The organism is Paraburkholderia sp. AV2, from assembly GCF_054968425.1.
Genome location: NZ_JBANLK010000016.1, coordinates 15,198 through 29,136 on the forward strand (window position 1 = coordinate 15,198; position 13,939 = coordinate 29,136).

At 60.0% G+C, this 13,939-nt stretch carries 10 protein-coding genes and 2 pseudogenes; 6 read left to right on the forward strand and 6 right to left on the reverse strand.

What is annotated here, in order from left to right:
- Window positions 1-108: 108 nt before the first annotated feature.
- A complete protein-coding gene (locus V8683_RS13655) occupies window positions 109-465 on the forward strand; it encodes a BON domain-containing protein (RefSeq protein ID WP_411191411.1) in 357 nt (118 codons plus the stop codon).
- Window positions 466-1,673: 1,208 nt separating this feature from the next.
- On the opposite strand, the gene V8683_RS13660 is transcribed toward V8683_RS13655, so the two are convergent.
- Window positions 1,674-1,931 (reverse strand): hypothetical protein, encoded by a 258-nt coding sequence (locus V8683_RS13660; protein WP_411191410.1) that lies wholly within the window; start codon window positions 1,929-1,931, stop codon window positions 1,674-1,676.
- A 60-nt stretch (window positions 1,932-1,991) separates the two neighbouring features.
- Window positions 1,992-2,321 carry a cyclic-phosphate processing receiver domain-containing protein gene (locus tag V8683_RS13665; RefSeq protein WP_411191409.1) on the reverse strand — a complete coding sequence of 110 codons (330 nt, stop codon included), beginning with the start codon at window positions 2,319-2,321 and terminating at the stop codon, window positions 1,992-1,994.
- A gap of 325 nt (window positions 2,322-2,646) precedes the next feature.
- Here V8683_RS13665 and V8683_RS13670 point away from each other — a divergent pair, with 325 nt between their 5' ends.
- Entirely contained in the window at window positions 2,647-4,350 is a 1,704-nt protein-coding gene (locus V8683_RS13670) for a phage integrase family protein (RefSeq protein ID WP_411191408.1), read from the forward strand.
- A gap of 301 nt (window positions 4,351-4,651) precedes the next feature.
- On the opposite strand, the gene V8683_RS13675 is transcribed toward V8683_RS13670, so the two are convergent.
- Window positions 4,652-5,230, reverse strand: a complete 579-nt coding sequence (locus tag V8683_RS13675; RefSeq protein ID WP_411191406.1) for a hypothetical protein — start codon at window positions 5,228-5,230, stop codon at window positions 4,652-4,654.
- 497 nt (window positions 5,231-5,727) lie between these two features.
- Here V8683_RS13675 and V8683_RS13680 point away from each other — a divergent pair.
- Window positions 5,728-6,746, forward strand: a pseudogene (locus V8683_RS13680) (IS110 family RNA-guided transposase).
- Between the two features lie 421 nt (window positions 6,747-7,167).
- Here V8683_RS13680 and V8683_RS13685 read toward each other — a convergent pair.
- Window positions 7,168-7,332: pseudogene (locus V8683_RS13685) on the reverse strand (LysR family transcriptional regulator); the annotation flags it as partial.
- Between the two features lie 465 nt (window positions 7,333-7,797).
- Between V8683_RS13685 and V8683_RS13690 the strand changes: the two are divergent.
- Complete coding sequence (locus V8683_RS13690) at window positions 7,798-8,709, forward strand: LysR family transcriptional regulator (RefSeq protein WP_411191405.1); 912 nt, start codon at window positions 7,798-7,800, stop codon at window positions 8,707-8,709.
- A gap of 222 nt (window positions 8,710-8,931) precedes the next feature.
- Here the strand turns inward: V8683_RS13690 and V8683_RS13695 are convergent, their stop codons facing one another.
- On the reverse strand, window positions 8,932-9,870 hold the full coding sequence (locus V8683_RS13695; RefSeq protein WP_411191404.1) for a LysR family transcriptional regulator: 939 nt from the start codon (window positions 9,868-9,870) through the stop codon (window positions 8,932-8,934).
- 527 nt (window positions 9,871-10,397) lie between these two features.
- Between V8683_RS13695 and V8683_RS13700 the strand changes: the two genes are divergently transcribed.
- Entirely contained in the window at window positions 10,398-11,573 is a 1,176-nt protein-coding gene (locus V8683_RS13700; protein WP_411191403.1) for a porin, read from the forward strand.
- Between the two features lie 585 nt (window positions 11,574-12,158).
- Here V8683_RS13700 and V8683_RS13705 read toward each other — a convergent pair.
- Window positions 12,159-13,301, reverse strand: coding sequence for a TDT family transporter (locus V8683_RS13705; protein ID WP_411191402.1), 1,143 nt, complete (start codon window positions 13,299-13,301; stop codon window positions 12,159-12,161).
- Window positions 13,302-13,544: 243 nt separating this feature from the next.
- On the opposite strand from V8683_RS13705, the gene V8683_RS13710 reads away from it, so the two are divergent.
- On the forward strand, window positions 13,545-13,814 hold the full coding sequence (locus V8683_RS13710) for a DUF4148 domain-containing protein (RefSeq protein ID WP_411191400.1): 270 nt from the start codon (window positions 13,545-13,547) through the stop codon (window positions 13,812-13,814).
- Window positions 13,815-13,939: the final 125 nt, after the last annotated feature.

Genomic DNA, 13,939 nt, shown 5'->3' on the forward strand with positions numbered 1-13,939 from the left:
CAAGCATCGACTCATCGAGCGGGAAGCCGGGCTGGCAAGACCAGACTTCCCGCGCTTGAGGTTCGTCCCGTTAAGCAACGAAGAATTTTCAGAGCAAGGAGAATCGATATGAAGCTGATACAGGTTGCCAGGCTTTCCGTAGCCGCGTTCGCCCTGGTGTTGGCGGCGGGCGCCCACGCACAAGCCAGCGGTACATCTACGGATACGACGACGGCGGCAGCGCCGGCTTTGCCGAAGGCCAGCAAGGCCGCGAATCGGGCGCTCGCGAAGAAGGTCCATCGCGCCCTGTCGCGCACCAACGGCCTTGATCCGACACACATCTACGTCAAGGCCGTCAACGGTGCCGTGACGCTCACTGGCAGTTGCGAAAGCCAGAACCAGATGGATCTGGCGGTCCAGGCGGCGAAAGGGGTTGACGGCGTAACACTGGTAAAAAATGAATTGAGTATCAAGACACCGCAGTAACGGCTTTCTCGTGGTTGCGTCAGGCAGACGCCGAAGTCGCCTGGCGCCGCAAGACCCACACATCAGTTTCAAGAGATGTAGCGAAGCGCGATACCGGCTGCCAGCGGCTCACGACGCGACAGCAGCGCCCCCCGACTGCGCGATCCATCGCCCGCAGGTCCGTGAACTGCATCGCATGGACGAAAACCACCTGCGAATTCCGGTTCACGAGCATTGTGTTGTACTTTCCGTGTAATGCGTCCGCCGAGAGCACGATGCAACTCGGCTCCTGTTGAAGTCTTCCTCGAAGCTTTGCTTTGCAGGACAACGGTACGAAGAGACGAGTTTCTATATGAAAACTCGCGAGCGTGACTCGTACCGCTCAATTTGTCCGACCAGGATCTAATGGCCCCCACCGTGTCCTCCACCACCGTGGCCCCCACCACCGTGGCCGCCTCCGCCTCGGCCATCGTGCCCACCCCGCCCCCATGCGGTGTCGTGACCGCCGCCCCAAGCACCTGCGTGGCCGTGCCAACCACCGTAGTCACCGTACCCCCCACCTCCGCCCCAAATGCCGAGACCAACCCCTCCGTAGGCGGGAACATATCCGTAATCGCCGGGAGCATAGGACGGGTAGTAACCGTACCCATAGTCGTAGCCAGGCGCGACGGCACACCCGGCGAGCATTGCAGCCATCCCAGCCGCGAGAACGAATTTCCGCATTGCGTGCTTCTCCTTTCTATTTTAGAAACCGCGGCGGCGTTCCAGGTTCTCGGAGAATGATGAAGATTAATTAACGTGGATCGGCTAGCGGGTCGACCAAGAGTATCGACCGGCCCGCGCCGCGGGGAATTGCGATCGGAGCGGTAGTCTCGACACGGGTGTCTGTAGCGCGGCAAGGATGTGACTCAACCAGAGCGAATACGATCTCTCCAGCGTAAATCCATTTCTCTTTTGCGGCGATGGCCCGACGCCGACGGGATTTCTGACGGCAATAACATAGGCAACGCGCAGACCGGTCTGATCGAACACGGGCTGCCAGAAAGGCAGGAGGCGCGGATCCTTGAGCGCGAATGTCTTCGCGCGACACATCTCTCTCCGGGCCGAGACGGCCAATAACCAGCGGGAGGATGCTTGAACTCGTGGGGGAATCCACGCGAGTCGACCACAGTCCGTCAAGCGGATATGGCGACGCACGGGTACAGTAACAGAATCGATCGGGGATCAGGTCAGGCGCCATCGAATGCCTCGCGGGGCGGTACGACAGGCGTGCGCGGACGCACAATGCGCAAGGCCACCCCTTCGTCGGGATAATCCACCCAGAGCAGGCGCGTGGGGAAAAGCAGCGGTGAGAGGACGTAGCACCCGCTTTCCTGCATGCCGGAAGCGATCGCACACCATGCGTTCCAGGATTGACCCAGTGCGTGAAGGAAATGGCGATGCAGCCAGTCCCACGGGTCGACTGTGGGCGGCAAATGGGCAGGCATGAAGGCTAGCCATTCGAGCAGTCCAAAAGGCGGATAATCCCCCTGGCAAGGCGCGACTCATTAAAGGTATGTTCCGCGCTGTTCGATGCGGAATTCAAGATACCGTGCGAGCAGCTCGAGGATATTCTCGCGTCCAACGGGGTTTGCGCTGTGGACTGTGAAGTGGAAATCGTTCGGGATATAGCTCCCACCGGCATCCAGATCAAGATCGATAAGCCGCTTCACCACTGCGATGGCGGTGTCGTCGCCACCGAGGTCGTGGTCGAAGGAAATTTCGACCGGGCAACCCTGAGTTTCAAGCAGCTTGATTGCCGTTGCTGAATCACGTGCCACGACCCAATCGGGTGAAGTAGGGTCCCGGAGATCGTCGATGAAGAGGCGGTACTGCATGAGGGCACCTATGCTGCCGGGGTTCAGGGTGCTTCACAGAATACCGCAACGACTTCGCTCTCGTTACGCTCGGCCGTCCTGGTGCCTGTGGACCGCGGGCGGCTAAAAAATATCAAAATGCGGGACGCCTCGTGATACCGAGGGATGGAGGACGCCCAGATTGACAGGCGTCTCGTCGCAACATGCCGGGCGCGGCCGGGCGGGTATCAGCACAGATTGCATTGATTCTTCCGCACAGGGGAGTCAGAAAGAGCGGCACTGATGCGATCTATTGCCATAATTCTTCTTATCGCGACAGGTGCATTTTCGTGCCAAACTGGTGGTCATGAAAACGCGTCACACGCCGGAGCCGCTGGCAGCCAGCGCGCCGGATGTCTTTCCCGATGAGGACGAACTGGCCGCGCTGCGAGCCTGGTACGCCGGGGTGCCCGTGCGCAACGCTGTCTCGCGCTATCTGCCGGCCAGGACGGGGCAAGGGCGCTCGGCTCGCGGCGTGATCGGCGACATCCGGCGCCGGCTTGCGACAGCCGCACGGCGTGTTCATCGCCACGATCTCGCTGACCTGCTGTTGAAGCAATCGGCTGCCGGGCGCGAACGGGACGCGAAGGCGGTTGGGCAGGCCGTCGAAGTCCTGCGCCACGCGAAGCCGCCAGAACCGCAGATCACGGACGGCGTGGACCAGTGGTTCTCGCCCAGGGCGGCGCGCGCGCTGCTGGCGTGCGGCCTCGGAACGCTCACGGATCTTACCGTGCGGGTTCCGCGCCGGCGTCGGTGGTGGACCGCTATCCCGGGACTGGGCCAGACCGGAGCGCGTCGCATTGAGGCCTTCTTCGCCGCGCATCCGCAACTGACCGAACGGGCACGTGCCCTTGTGACTGCAGCTCGGCCCGGCGTGGTTGTCCCCTGGGAGCGGTTGCGGATACCTCAGGAAGTCGATGGCTCGATGGGGAGCTTCCGCGCGCCCAGGCGGGCCTGTGCGCTCGATGCGAACAACGATTACGACGCTGTGCAGGCCTGGCTCGCGTTGCATGAGTCGCCGGCCACCCAGCGCGCCTACCGCAAGGAAGCCGAGCGCCTGATCCTGTGGGCCATCGTCGAGCGTGGAAGGGCACTGTCCTCACTCACAATCGAGGATGCCATCGCCTACCGGAGCTTCCTGCGGCATCCGCAGCCGCGCGAGCGCTGGGTCGGGGCGCCGCGGCCGCGCAATGCTCCCGGCTGGCGCCCGTTCGCCGGAAACCTGTCGGCGCGCTCGACCGCCTACGCGCTTTCCGTGCTCGGCGCACTGTTTCGCTGGCTCATCGAGCAGCGCTACGTGCTCTCCAATCCGTTTGCCGGTATCAAGGTCCGCGGCAGAACGCGTGCCGCGTCACTCGACACGTCGCGGGGCTTCACCGAAGGCGAATGGAGCCTGGTTCGCACGATTGCCAGTGCACTGGAATGGTCCTACGGCTGGGGAGAACCTGCCGCGCAGCGACTGCGCTTTCTGCTCGACTTCTCCTATGCGACCGGTCTGCGCGCAAGTGAACTCGTCAGCGCGACGCTTGGCGATATCCGCACGGACGAACGCGGTGCCCATTGGCTCAATGTCGTCGGCAAGGGCGACAAGGCCGGCAAGGTCGCCTTGCCACCGCTCGCACGCGCCGCGCTCGAGCAGTATCTCGTCCAGAGGCGCCTGCCGGTGACACCGCAGCGGTGGAACCCGAAGACTCCGCTGCTCGCGAACCTTGAAGAGGAAAGCGCAACGGGCATCACGCGTTCCCGTCTGTGGTCCGTGACGCGCCGCTTTTTCCGTCTGGCCGCCGATGCCATCGGTGCCGATCATCCCGTGCTTGCGGAAAAGCTGCGACGTGCCAGTCCCCACTGGACGCGCCACACTCACGCCACGCATGCGCTCGCCCGGGGCGCCGAGCTCACGACTGTGCGCGATAACCTGCGCCATGCCTCTATTGCGACAACCTCGATTTACCTGCAGAGCGACGAAGTCAAACGCTCCCGGCAGATGGACCAGGCTTTCGCCGCACCATAACCGGTTACCTGGGTGCGTTGGGCTGGGAGGCGTCGTTCGAAAGTGTGGGCAGCCGTCGTGCCGCTATCCCTTGCCGCCTGTTGCCGTATCGACTTCAGTAGTGGGTCGAGGTCCAATCAGATGTCGAAGCCGAGTGCTCTGGTCGCCGCCTGCCTTTTACCGGCGCTGCAGTTCGACAGCCGACCGATGAAGGGCAAGAAGTCTCCACGGTCAGGCCGTCCCTGATTCTGGCCCACTCATTCGGCTGTGTCATCGCCAGTTTGCGCGAGGGCCTGGCCATCCTGCACAAGCCCTCGATGGCCTACTGGGTTGCGCTTTCAGCGTGACGCTTCATGACCGCGTCGCGATACGTGCGAGCGACGAGTGCTCCGGTTCTGGCGATGGTTCGTCCGGCTGCCGCTTCCTCAAGGCAGCGTAGCGCGTCGAGCGCATGCTCGCCGCAGGCATTGCCGTCTCGTCGCGCGAAGTCGAGTTCCGCCTTCAGTCCTTTGTGCGCCAGTTGAGACGAAATCCAGGCGAAGGCAGATGCGCTGTCCGTTGGACGCTCGTGAGCCGGCAACGCCAGCATCATTTCGGCGTTGGCTTCATCGAATGCCTTCACGTGCAGGAATTCTCCGACGTCCCGGAGCAGTCTGTCCGGGACGCCGTTGGTGCTCTCGAGAGCGTGCCGCCAGTCGGGGATACAGCGAGATAGCGCGACGGTGATGTACGCGATGTTGAAGTCCTGCCAAAACCGCGGGCGCGGTTGATACACGTATTCCATGGCCAGCGACAGGCACATGGAGTTCAGATGGGATTGGTCGAACCGGCAGTCGGTCATGTACGCGCACATCGCGTCGACCATGTTGGCGTGAGTGTCCTGGGGCTTTTGGGGTTTCATACTGGGCCTCCTCAAATATGCGATGAGCCAGGTATAGAAGCGCCCTTGTACCGTGACGCCGCTCAAGACGAAATCGGACTTATTCTCGCGGGTCTTTTCGAAAAGAGTAAGGGATAAGTCGGTGTAGTCGAGTGGTGGCCCCATCAACCATCGACGTGGGCCGACGAGATGCCGGCGACGTCTTGTCGACGCCAGGTGGGCGGTTGGCCGTTCTCGGTTGGGGTTGCCTATCAAGCTGCGCTCCGGACGCGGTACTGCCTGGCAGGATCAAGCAGGGCACAGCCCGGTAGTAACGGAGTGCGCTCACGGTAGCCACCTGGGGCTGTAATTTTCATCTAATTTGACCCACGTGATTGACTGGGAAGCATCTCCGTTCGTCGCCAGCCTCGACTAGAGGTTTCGAGCAATGATATGAACGCCTCCCACCTACGCCGACACCTCGGCAGTCGGACTATAGTCGGATGGCCAAGGAGTCTTGGTACAGATCGGAGATCGATATGCTGCTCACTCCTGTTGGAATTGATATCGCGAAGTCGGTGTTTCAGGTTCACCATGTAGACACGGACACGGTCAGATCACAAATAAGGCGATCAAGCGCGCCAGCTTTCTGCACTACTTCGCAAATCGGGCCCCTTGCCTTATTGGAATGGAGGCTTGTGGTGGCGCGCAGCATTGGGCGCGTGAACTGACAAAGCTAGGGCATCAAGTGAGGCTGCTCTCGTCGAGATTCGTCAGGGCATTCAACATTGGCAACAAGAGCGATGCGGCGGAAGCACGAGCAATCTGGCTGGCTGTCCAACAGCCTGGCAAGTGCGTTTCAGTGAAAACCGAAGCTCAGCAGGCAGTGCTCGCCATGCACAGGATGCGAGAGCAACTGGTGAAGATGCGCACGATGCAGATAAACGCGCTGCGCGGTTTGATGACTGAATACGGCGAGGTAATGGGGAGAAGCCGCGCGGTCCTGGAACGAGAAATGCCAGGCACTTTGCACCGACTCTCGGAACGTCTGCCGGCGATGCTGATCGACACGCTGCGTGACAGGTGGAACGAAGTTGCAAGAATGGATGAGCAAATCGCGAGGATCGAGCAACGGCTTCGCGTCTGGCTGAAGCAGGACAGAAGTTGTTCGGCCATAGCCGAAATTCCTGGCGTTGGTCTGCTCACCGCAACGGCGGCAGTGGCCACAATGGCCGATCCCAAATCGTTCAGATCTGGGCGAGAATTTGCAGCGTTTTTAGGGCTCGTTCCGCGGCAGCACGGTTCGGGCGGAAAGGTAAGTCTGTTTGGAATCAGCAAGAGGGGCGACACCTATTTACGCACACTCCTGACTCACGGTGCGCGCTGCGTACTGGCAAATGCCAAGGACCCGGGCCTCTGGGTCGAGCAACTGAAAAAACGAAGGCCGGCAAACGTGGTAGTGATCGCCTTGGCGAACAAGCTCGCACGGATCATCTGGGCAGTCCTTGCACACGGACGCCCGTATGAAAAGGGTTACGCGAGCGTTCGGCCAGTCTGAGCACGTTTGCCGGTGGGCCGTGGAATCAGGAAGTTCGTATCAACATCATCGTGTCGTACGTGAACCATCAAGCGGTTGCGCAGGCGCTTCATCTGGAATGACAGAACAGGTAGGACCGGGGCTCGCTGAACCTGTGTTGTAGTGAGAGCTTCGAGCTCGTTTGAGCAATGAGGTGCGAGTCAGCGGATTTCATAGTGGCCAGCAGCGGTAGTCCGAGCTGCAAATAGGCCGGATATACAGCTGCAGCCCGTCTTGTTCTGGAATGCCGACCGAAGCCTCTCGCAAAGGGAGGCGTTCATATACATTACAACGAGAAGCATCCCCATAGCGCGCTGAAATACCGCTCGCCTCGCGAGTTCTGGCACTCGATGGATACTTTAGTGTGACGCTGTGTCCGGGATTACAGGGGCAACTCCACTCGCACGGCCTTGTCGGAGCGCTCCAGCAACTGCATGCCCAGTTGCTCCTCGAACTTGCGGATGTCGAAGCTCAGCGCGGGCTGCGAAATGAAGAGCCGACGCGCGGCCCGGCCGAAATGCAGTTCCTCCGCCACGGCCACGAAATAGCGCAGTTGCTTGAGTTCCATGACGGTGTCTCCCGATCGATAGGGTTTCGTGACGCTGCTGCGCTTGGGAGGCGCTGGGCGCAAGGGAGCAGCGATTGGTATGTAAGGGAGGGTGCGCCGTGTAGGTTCGCGCGACTGGTGACCGAGGTGATGGGCTTGTGAAGGCTCGCGGGATAGCGTTCGCTTTGCGTAAGGCGCAGCGGCAGGCTTCAGGTCTGACGAGATCGAGGGTGCGGATTTGCCGGAGGGAGGGGCAAAAAAAGCGGGTTCGGCGGCAGTCGATTAGTTAGGGAGACACGTTGTGGCAGAAGGCGATGCGGGCGACGAATCGCAGTTGTCTCGGGAAGTATTAGCCCGTTGTCTCGCTAACTAATAGACCGCGACACGATTCGGGCAAGCTTAGGTGCGGTAACGATCACAGTCCAATACAAACGATGTCCTGTACGATAAACAGAATCTATCGAAAAAACCTGTGGAGACCCCGTCATGGAACTCAAGCAACTGCGCTACTTCGTGGCCGTGGCGGAGGAACTGCACTTTGGCCGGGCCGCGCGGCGGCTCTTTATTTCGCAGCCCGCGCTGAGTTTCGACATCCGCAAGTTCGAGGAGCAGTTGGGCGTGCAACTGCTCGAGCGCACCAACAAGGCGGTGTCGCTGACGAACGCGGGCCACGTGCTGCTGGAAGAGGCGCGGCGGCTGCTCGAACAGGCCGATGAGGTCAGGCGCGTCGCGGCGCGCTCGGCGCATGGGCTCGCGGGGCGGCTGCGCATCGGCTTCGTCAACTCGATGCTCTACCGTGGGCTGCCCGAAGCGGTGCGGCGTTTCGAGGCCGATCATCCGGCGGTGGAGGTCGTGCTGCGGGAGATGAATACGACCGAGCAGGTGCAGGCGCTGCAACGCATGCAGATCGATCTCGGCTTTGCGCACTGGGGACGCTTTCCGGCCGAGGTGCAGTCCGAGGTGCTGTTTTCCGAGCCCTTTTTGTGCTGCCTGCCCGTGGATCACGCGTTCGCGCGCAAACGGCGCATCGAGCTTGGCGCGCTCGCGCGCGAGCCGTTCATCCTGTTTCCGCGTTCGGTTTCGCCGCATTATCACGATCAGATCATCGCGACCTGCGTGGAGGCGGGCTTCAGTCCGCAGATCCGGCACGAGGCGCGGCTGTGGCAGACCGTGGTGACGATGGTGGAGTTCGGCATGGGCGTCGCGCTCGTGCCGGCTGCGCTCGGGCGCGCGGGCAGCGAGCGCGCGGTGTTCCGGCCAATATCGAGCAATCCTTACGAGTCGCAGGTGCTCAGGCTCGTGCGGGCCGGCGGGGCTGGCCGGCTCGCGGAGGGGTTTGCGACATATCTGGGTGCGCAGGTGCCCGCCGTGCCGGCTGTGCGTTTGCCCATAAGGTGAAATGGGACGGCAGTAAAACCAGGGGCTTATCAAGGTAAGGCGCATTTCAGCATGAATTGAAATCAATCCCGCTCATAAGCCGAAATTTTCATCTGCGTCGAAGCTTACTGGTGAACGCGTCACGCTTTGCGTATCGCGTCGCGTGAATTGCTCCACTTCCTCGATGGCGCTGGAGGCGAGAGTTGCTGTCGTTGCTTGCCGGGACCTGGTCTTTGCCGGCAGCTAAGCGGCTATCCCAGGACGTTGCTGAACATCCGCGGCACTGTCGAGACCAAAGGAGCGCGTGCATGCGTTCACAAAGCTGCGTACGCGATGCGCAATGGTACCTTGACGCAGGTAGGCGACACCAAGGGCGGCCATCTCGTCGATCAGCTTATGGTCCGGAAAGGCAAGTCGTAGTTTTCCATTGGCCAGATACGGCGCAGCCAGAAATTCGGGCAGTAAGGCCATGCCGAAACCCGACAGTGCTAACCGAACCGCAGTGGATTCTCCGACATCCATTCGAACGCTCCCACGGGATAACGTCGTAATTTTTCCGGCGTTTTCGAGGCGCAACGCCCTTTCATTCTTTGTGTCGTTTTGGCAGGAAAGAATAATGTGACCATTCAGGTCAGGCTGCGCACGATCGAGTTTGAAACTGCTCAAATAAGCATGGTTCGCCACAAGCAAGATAGGCGAATTGAGAACACGGCGGCAAACCGCGTCTGCATCCAGAATGAGATCGGGAGGATATAGGGCTACGTCATAGTGGTCCTGCTCCAGACGCAGAGGGCTCGTACGCATATTCAGTACGACTTCGACCTCCGGCGCACCGCGCTGATATTCACGGACGATCTGCGGTAGTCCCACTTCGATTGCGATCGGATGAGCGGCGATGCGGAGTACGCCGCGCGATGCAGCCCGATCGCCCAGAAGGCGCTGTTCGCCCTCGTAGAGGCGATCGAGCACGTCGACACACGTATTGAAATACTCGTGGGCACCCGGCGCCAGCGAGACGAATCGGGATGAGCGACTGACAAGTCGGGTTTGTGTATGGGACTCGAGATTACCCACGGCGCGAGATAAAGACGCGAGAGAGATGCTCAATTGTCGGGCGGCCTTCGTGAAACTCCCGAGGCGGACGACGGTAACGAACGCCCTGATCGATTGTATGTGGTCCATCGTAGGTTGCTCCCACGAAATGCATATCTTTGGGTTTATCGCAGCCGGCATGCTGGCGCGGCTCTTAACTCGCTATTCGGTGAATACGGAACGCTGTTAACATGGTTAGCGCCGGGTAGCCAAAGACAACAGTTCGAACTGGATGAGTTCCCCCCGGCGATACCCACTCCTGCATCGCAGGGATATCGAGCGGAATTGCGTCGCGGCCAACAAAGCGTTGTAACGACGACACAACCTTGTTGATCGAGTAAGAGAATTGAGTGTCCCTGCGCTCTTCCGCGAGAAGAAACTTCGAAGATACAGAAAATTCCACACGAGAAATACCCTTGTCTGATGCGGTTTGGCATGATCCATCCATTTTTTTTGTACTGCTAATTTTTTGTGAAAGACGCTTCCGCCTGATGCAACCTAGCTTTTCTGTTGTCCTCCACTCGTTAGACCGGAATACGGACCTATACTCGCGCAGCCTTGTGGTTCCGGCATTCAATTCGGTAAGCCCCAATCAAGTCGTTAGTGGAGAATCAAACATGAAATTACGGTATCTGGCGGCGGTGTCGGCGCTGTCTTTCACCTGTGCGGCTCATGCCCAAAGCAGCGTCACGCTTTTTGGTATCGTTGATGAAGGCGTGGTCTACGTAAATAGTCAGCGAACGGGCGGTGCAAGCAGCGGTGGAGCCAGTAGCTGGCTCCTCAATAGCGGTAGCGTGTCGACCACGCGTTGGGGCCTGCGCGGTACCGAGGACCTTGGCGGCGGACTCGGTGCCGTTTTCTGGCTCGAGAACGGCTTTAACGCGTCCACCGGTAAGTTCAACAATGGTGGCGATCTGTTCGGACGCCAGGCTTATGTTGGGCTTACCGACAGGCAATATGGCGCGCTGACGCTTGGCCGCCAGTACGACTTCCTCGTGGATTACCTTGCGCCGCTTTCGGCCGTTGGCGCTGGATTTGGTGGTAACTTCGCCGACCATCCCTATGACAACGACAACCTCGCGAATGATCTGAGGCTTAATAACTCGATCAAATTCAGCAGCGTGGCGTTCAATGGTCTGCGCGTCGGTGCGATGTACGGCTTCTCGAACGACGCGGGTGCGTTCGCGAATAACCGCGCCTACAGCATCGGCACGAGCTACGCTTATGGCACGTTTAGCGTGGGTGCCGCGTTCCTTCAGATCGATCGGGCTGCCGGGGCGGAAAATGCCAACGCGGCAGGCGCGACGAGTACTGCCGACACCAACGTGCTGACGACTGGCGGACGTCAGCAGATTTACGGTGTCGGTGCGAAGTACATGTTCGGCAACTCGCAGGTGGGGGTTGTATGGACCCACTCGTCGACCAACGACGTGACTGGCATCTGGCAGGGCGGCAGCATTGCTTCGCTTACGGGCAGCAATATCAAATTCGATAACTTTGAAGTCAACGGTCGATATTTCCTCTCGCCGGAGTTCAGCATCGGCGCGTCCTATACGTATACGATGGGCCAATTCGATGCTGCCTCTGGAACGCTTAAGCCAAAGTGGAACCAGGTGATGGGGCAAGCCGACTACCAGTTGTCGAAGCGTACCGACCTCTACCTCGAAGGTGTCTATCAGCGTGTTAGCGGCGGAGGCAACAATCCCGCGTTTGATGCGGGCGTTTTCAGTCTGACGCCGGCGTCGGGTAACGAGCAGGTTGTAGTGGCGGCGGGTCTGCGTCATCGCTTCTGAGCCTCGCGGGCTGAGTCGATGCCGGTCCGCGCAAGGCAGGGTGAATTGCCTCTCGCCATGTGAGCCATCTCCGTGGCCATCGCACTGACGGTACGTTGAAAGACGGTGGAGTGCATCGCGCTGTCCGTTACTCGAGGTACGCAGGTTGAAAAGGGGCAGCCGATTCAAGCAACACCCTTATCTGCTTTGGCTGATAGTGAGGACAGCATATCGGCCAATGGAGGAACGGAAAAATATCTTCATGATATTCGCGCGATGCCTTTTTGATATCTGCGTCAACCTTGGCATTTTTATTACGGTTCGCCTGCCATGCGTGGACGTCATCGCGACAGACCATCATCGGCGGGAGTGGAGTTCATTAAAAGCGGGCGATGGCAGTCGTTGCACAGGAGCCGTCCTCTGACCGGAGATGACTATTCTCCGCCACCCGGATTCTGGCCCGATACCTGCGTTGGTCGATTTCAGTTGAGTGAGTGGTAGGACCCAGGGCGCCATTGCTCCAGGCGCCCTTTACCCCGACGGATTAGTCTCCTCCAATCCGTCGGGTTTTTTTTCAAAAGCGATGTTCAGGGTCGGCGATCCGGATTACGGGCGGCCCGTGGCGAGGCACGGCGCATGGAAGAGCCGCTCGAACATCAGGCCACGAATCGTGCGGGTGAGCACGGCGACCCAGAGCAGATCGAGCACCACAGCGAGCAACAGGCCGAATTGAACGAAGCCGTGAAAATGGGTGACTCGCGCAAGGTTGAACGTGGCGAGCGTGTAGACGCCGATCGGAAAGGTGAAGCCCCACCAGCCGAGATTGAAGGGCAACCCCTCGCGGCGATAGCGCCACATGAAGAGTACGGCACAGGCGAGCCACCAGAGCCCGGCACCCCACAGCAACAGCGCACCGAGCACACCGAACGCCTGTGCGACCGTCGCCACGGGCTGGAGCGCGGTGCCGGCGAAAGCCTTCACCGCTGCGTCGCCGAGAGTGATGAGCCCCAGCGCGCCAGTGCCTATCGGGCCGAGCGTGAGCCAACTGGTGACGCCCAGTTCGCGATGCGGCAGTTTGTGAATGACAAGACGGAGCAGCACGATAGTCAGGATGGAGAACGCGAGCGGCACGGAGATGGCCCACAGCACATACCCGGCACCGACCACGAACTGGGCCGTCTGGGCAGGGAGATGGGGAGCAAGCAGAGCAGCACTTGCCGCAGCCACCTCAGGCGCGACGACTGGCAGCAGCAAGGCGGCGGTCAGGCGCTCGACGCTGTGCTGCTGCCTCGTGAAAATCAGATACGGGACACCGATGGCGACGGCGAGCGATATCGCGGCATCGATACCCCACAAATACAGTGCGAGGGAATAGGCTTCATTGCCATAGCGCGCGCCGGCGAAGATCACGACGCCGTTCACGATTGGCGCGAGGCCCATCGGTATGGCGCCGAGAAACATCGATTGCAGCGGGTGGTGCAGCAGCGGCTGGATCGTCTCGCTGAACAGCACAAGGCGGCCGACGAACATCGCGAAGAAGAGTGCATACAGGCCGATGTCTATCTGCCAGAGCAATTCGGCCGCCGCCGTCTTGGCGGGGGACGCGCCGGGTAACGCATTGAGGACAAGGTACACCACGCCAGTACCCATCGTGACAGCGAACCAGTTCGGCGTGAATTGGCGAATCTTCTCCAGCCATTGCGGACCCTGGCGGTTCACAGTGCGCGGCGATAAGCAGGGTTGCTTCATGTCGTTTCCCCATCGTTGTGTGACTGGATGGAGTCAGTTTATGAAGTCATGAGAGATACGAAAAATACATATTTATGATCGCCCCGATGCGTCCTTGATATAGGAAGCACGACAGCACTCACGCTATGCCTTGAAGTGATGGCGCCGATACGTTCATGGTATTTTTCGTGCGAACACGCGTTCCATACACTGGATTTGCGATGACATATCGCAATTCACTTGACCCTCACGCAAGGAACGACCATGTCCAATCTCCTCCAATCAATCGTCCCCGCTGCTATCGCGCTTACCCTGGCGTGCGGAAGTGTCGCCGCCCATGCGACTGGAAACGGTAGCGAAGCCGGTATGCCCGCCGTTGCCCAGTCGCACGTCGATTCGCCGCAGCAAACTGCGCCGGTGGGTACCTCCCCGGCGCAGCATGAACTCACGCGCCAGGATGTCTATAACCAGCTCGTGCAGGCAGAGCGCGACGGTACGCTTGCGCGCCTGAACGCGTTGTACTATGGCTCTTGAGAGAGCGTCCGGAGATCGGCCAGATTTTTTGTGCTAGTTCGCATGTCCGTGCTCACCTTGGCGCAGCACCGTTGGTGCGGCTGCGCAAGGTGCCTCTTGCAGTTCAGCTCGACGCCGTGTTCCTG

Excerpts from the sequence above, each read along its gene's own strand:
- V8683_RS13655 (WP_411191411.1), top strand. The coding sequence starts at position 109 with ATGAAGCTGATACAGGTTGCCAGGCTTTCCGTAGCCGCGTTCGCCCTG.
- V8683_RS13660 (WP_411191410.1), bottom strand. The coding sequence starts at position 1,931 with ATGCCTGCCCATTTGCCGCCCACAGTCGACCCGTGGGACTGGCTGCAT.
- V8683_RS13665 (WP_411191409.1), bottom strand. The coding sequence starts at position 2,321 with ATGCAGTACCGCCTCTTCATCGACGATCTCCGGGACCCTACTTCACCC.
- V8683_RS13670 (WP_411191408.1), top strand. The coding sequence starts at position 2,647 with ATGAAAACGCGTCACACGCCGGAGCCGCTGGCAGCCAGCGCGCCGGAT.
- V8683_RS13675 (WP_411191406.1), bottom strand. The coding sequence starts at position 5,230 with ATGAAACCCCAAAAGCCCCAGGACACTCACGCCAACATGGTCGACGCG.
- V8683_RS13690 (WP_411191405.1), top strand. The coding sequence starts at position 7,798 with ATGGAACTCAAGCAACTGCGCTACTTCGTGGCCGTGGCGGAGGAACTG.
- V8683_RS13695 (WP_411191404.1), bottom strand. The coding sequence starts at position 9,870 with ATGGACCACATACAATCGATCAGGGCGTTCGTTACCGTCGTCCGCCTC.
- V8683_RS13700 (WP_411191403.1), top strand. The coding sequence starts at position 10,398 with ATGAAATTACGGTATCTGGCGGCGGTGTCGGCGCTGTCTTTCACCTGT.
- V8683_RS13705 (WP_411191402.1), bottom strand. The coding sequence starts at position 13,301 with ATGAAGCAACCCTGCTTATCGCCGCGCACTGTGAACCGCCAGGGTCCG.
- V8683_RS13710 (WP_411191400.1), top strand. The coding sequence starts at position 13,545 with ATGTCCAATCTCCTCCAATCAATCGTCCCCGCTGCTATCGCGCTTACC.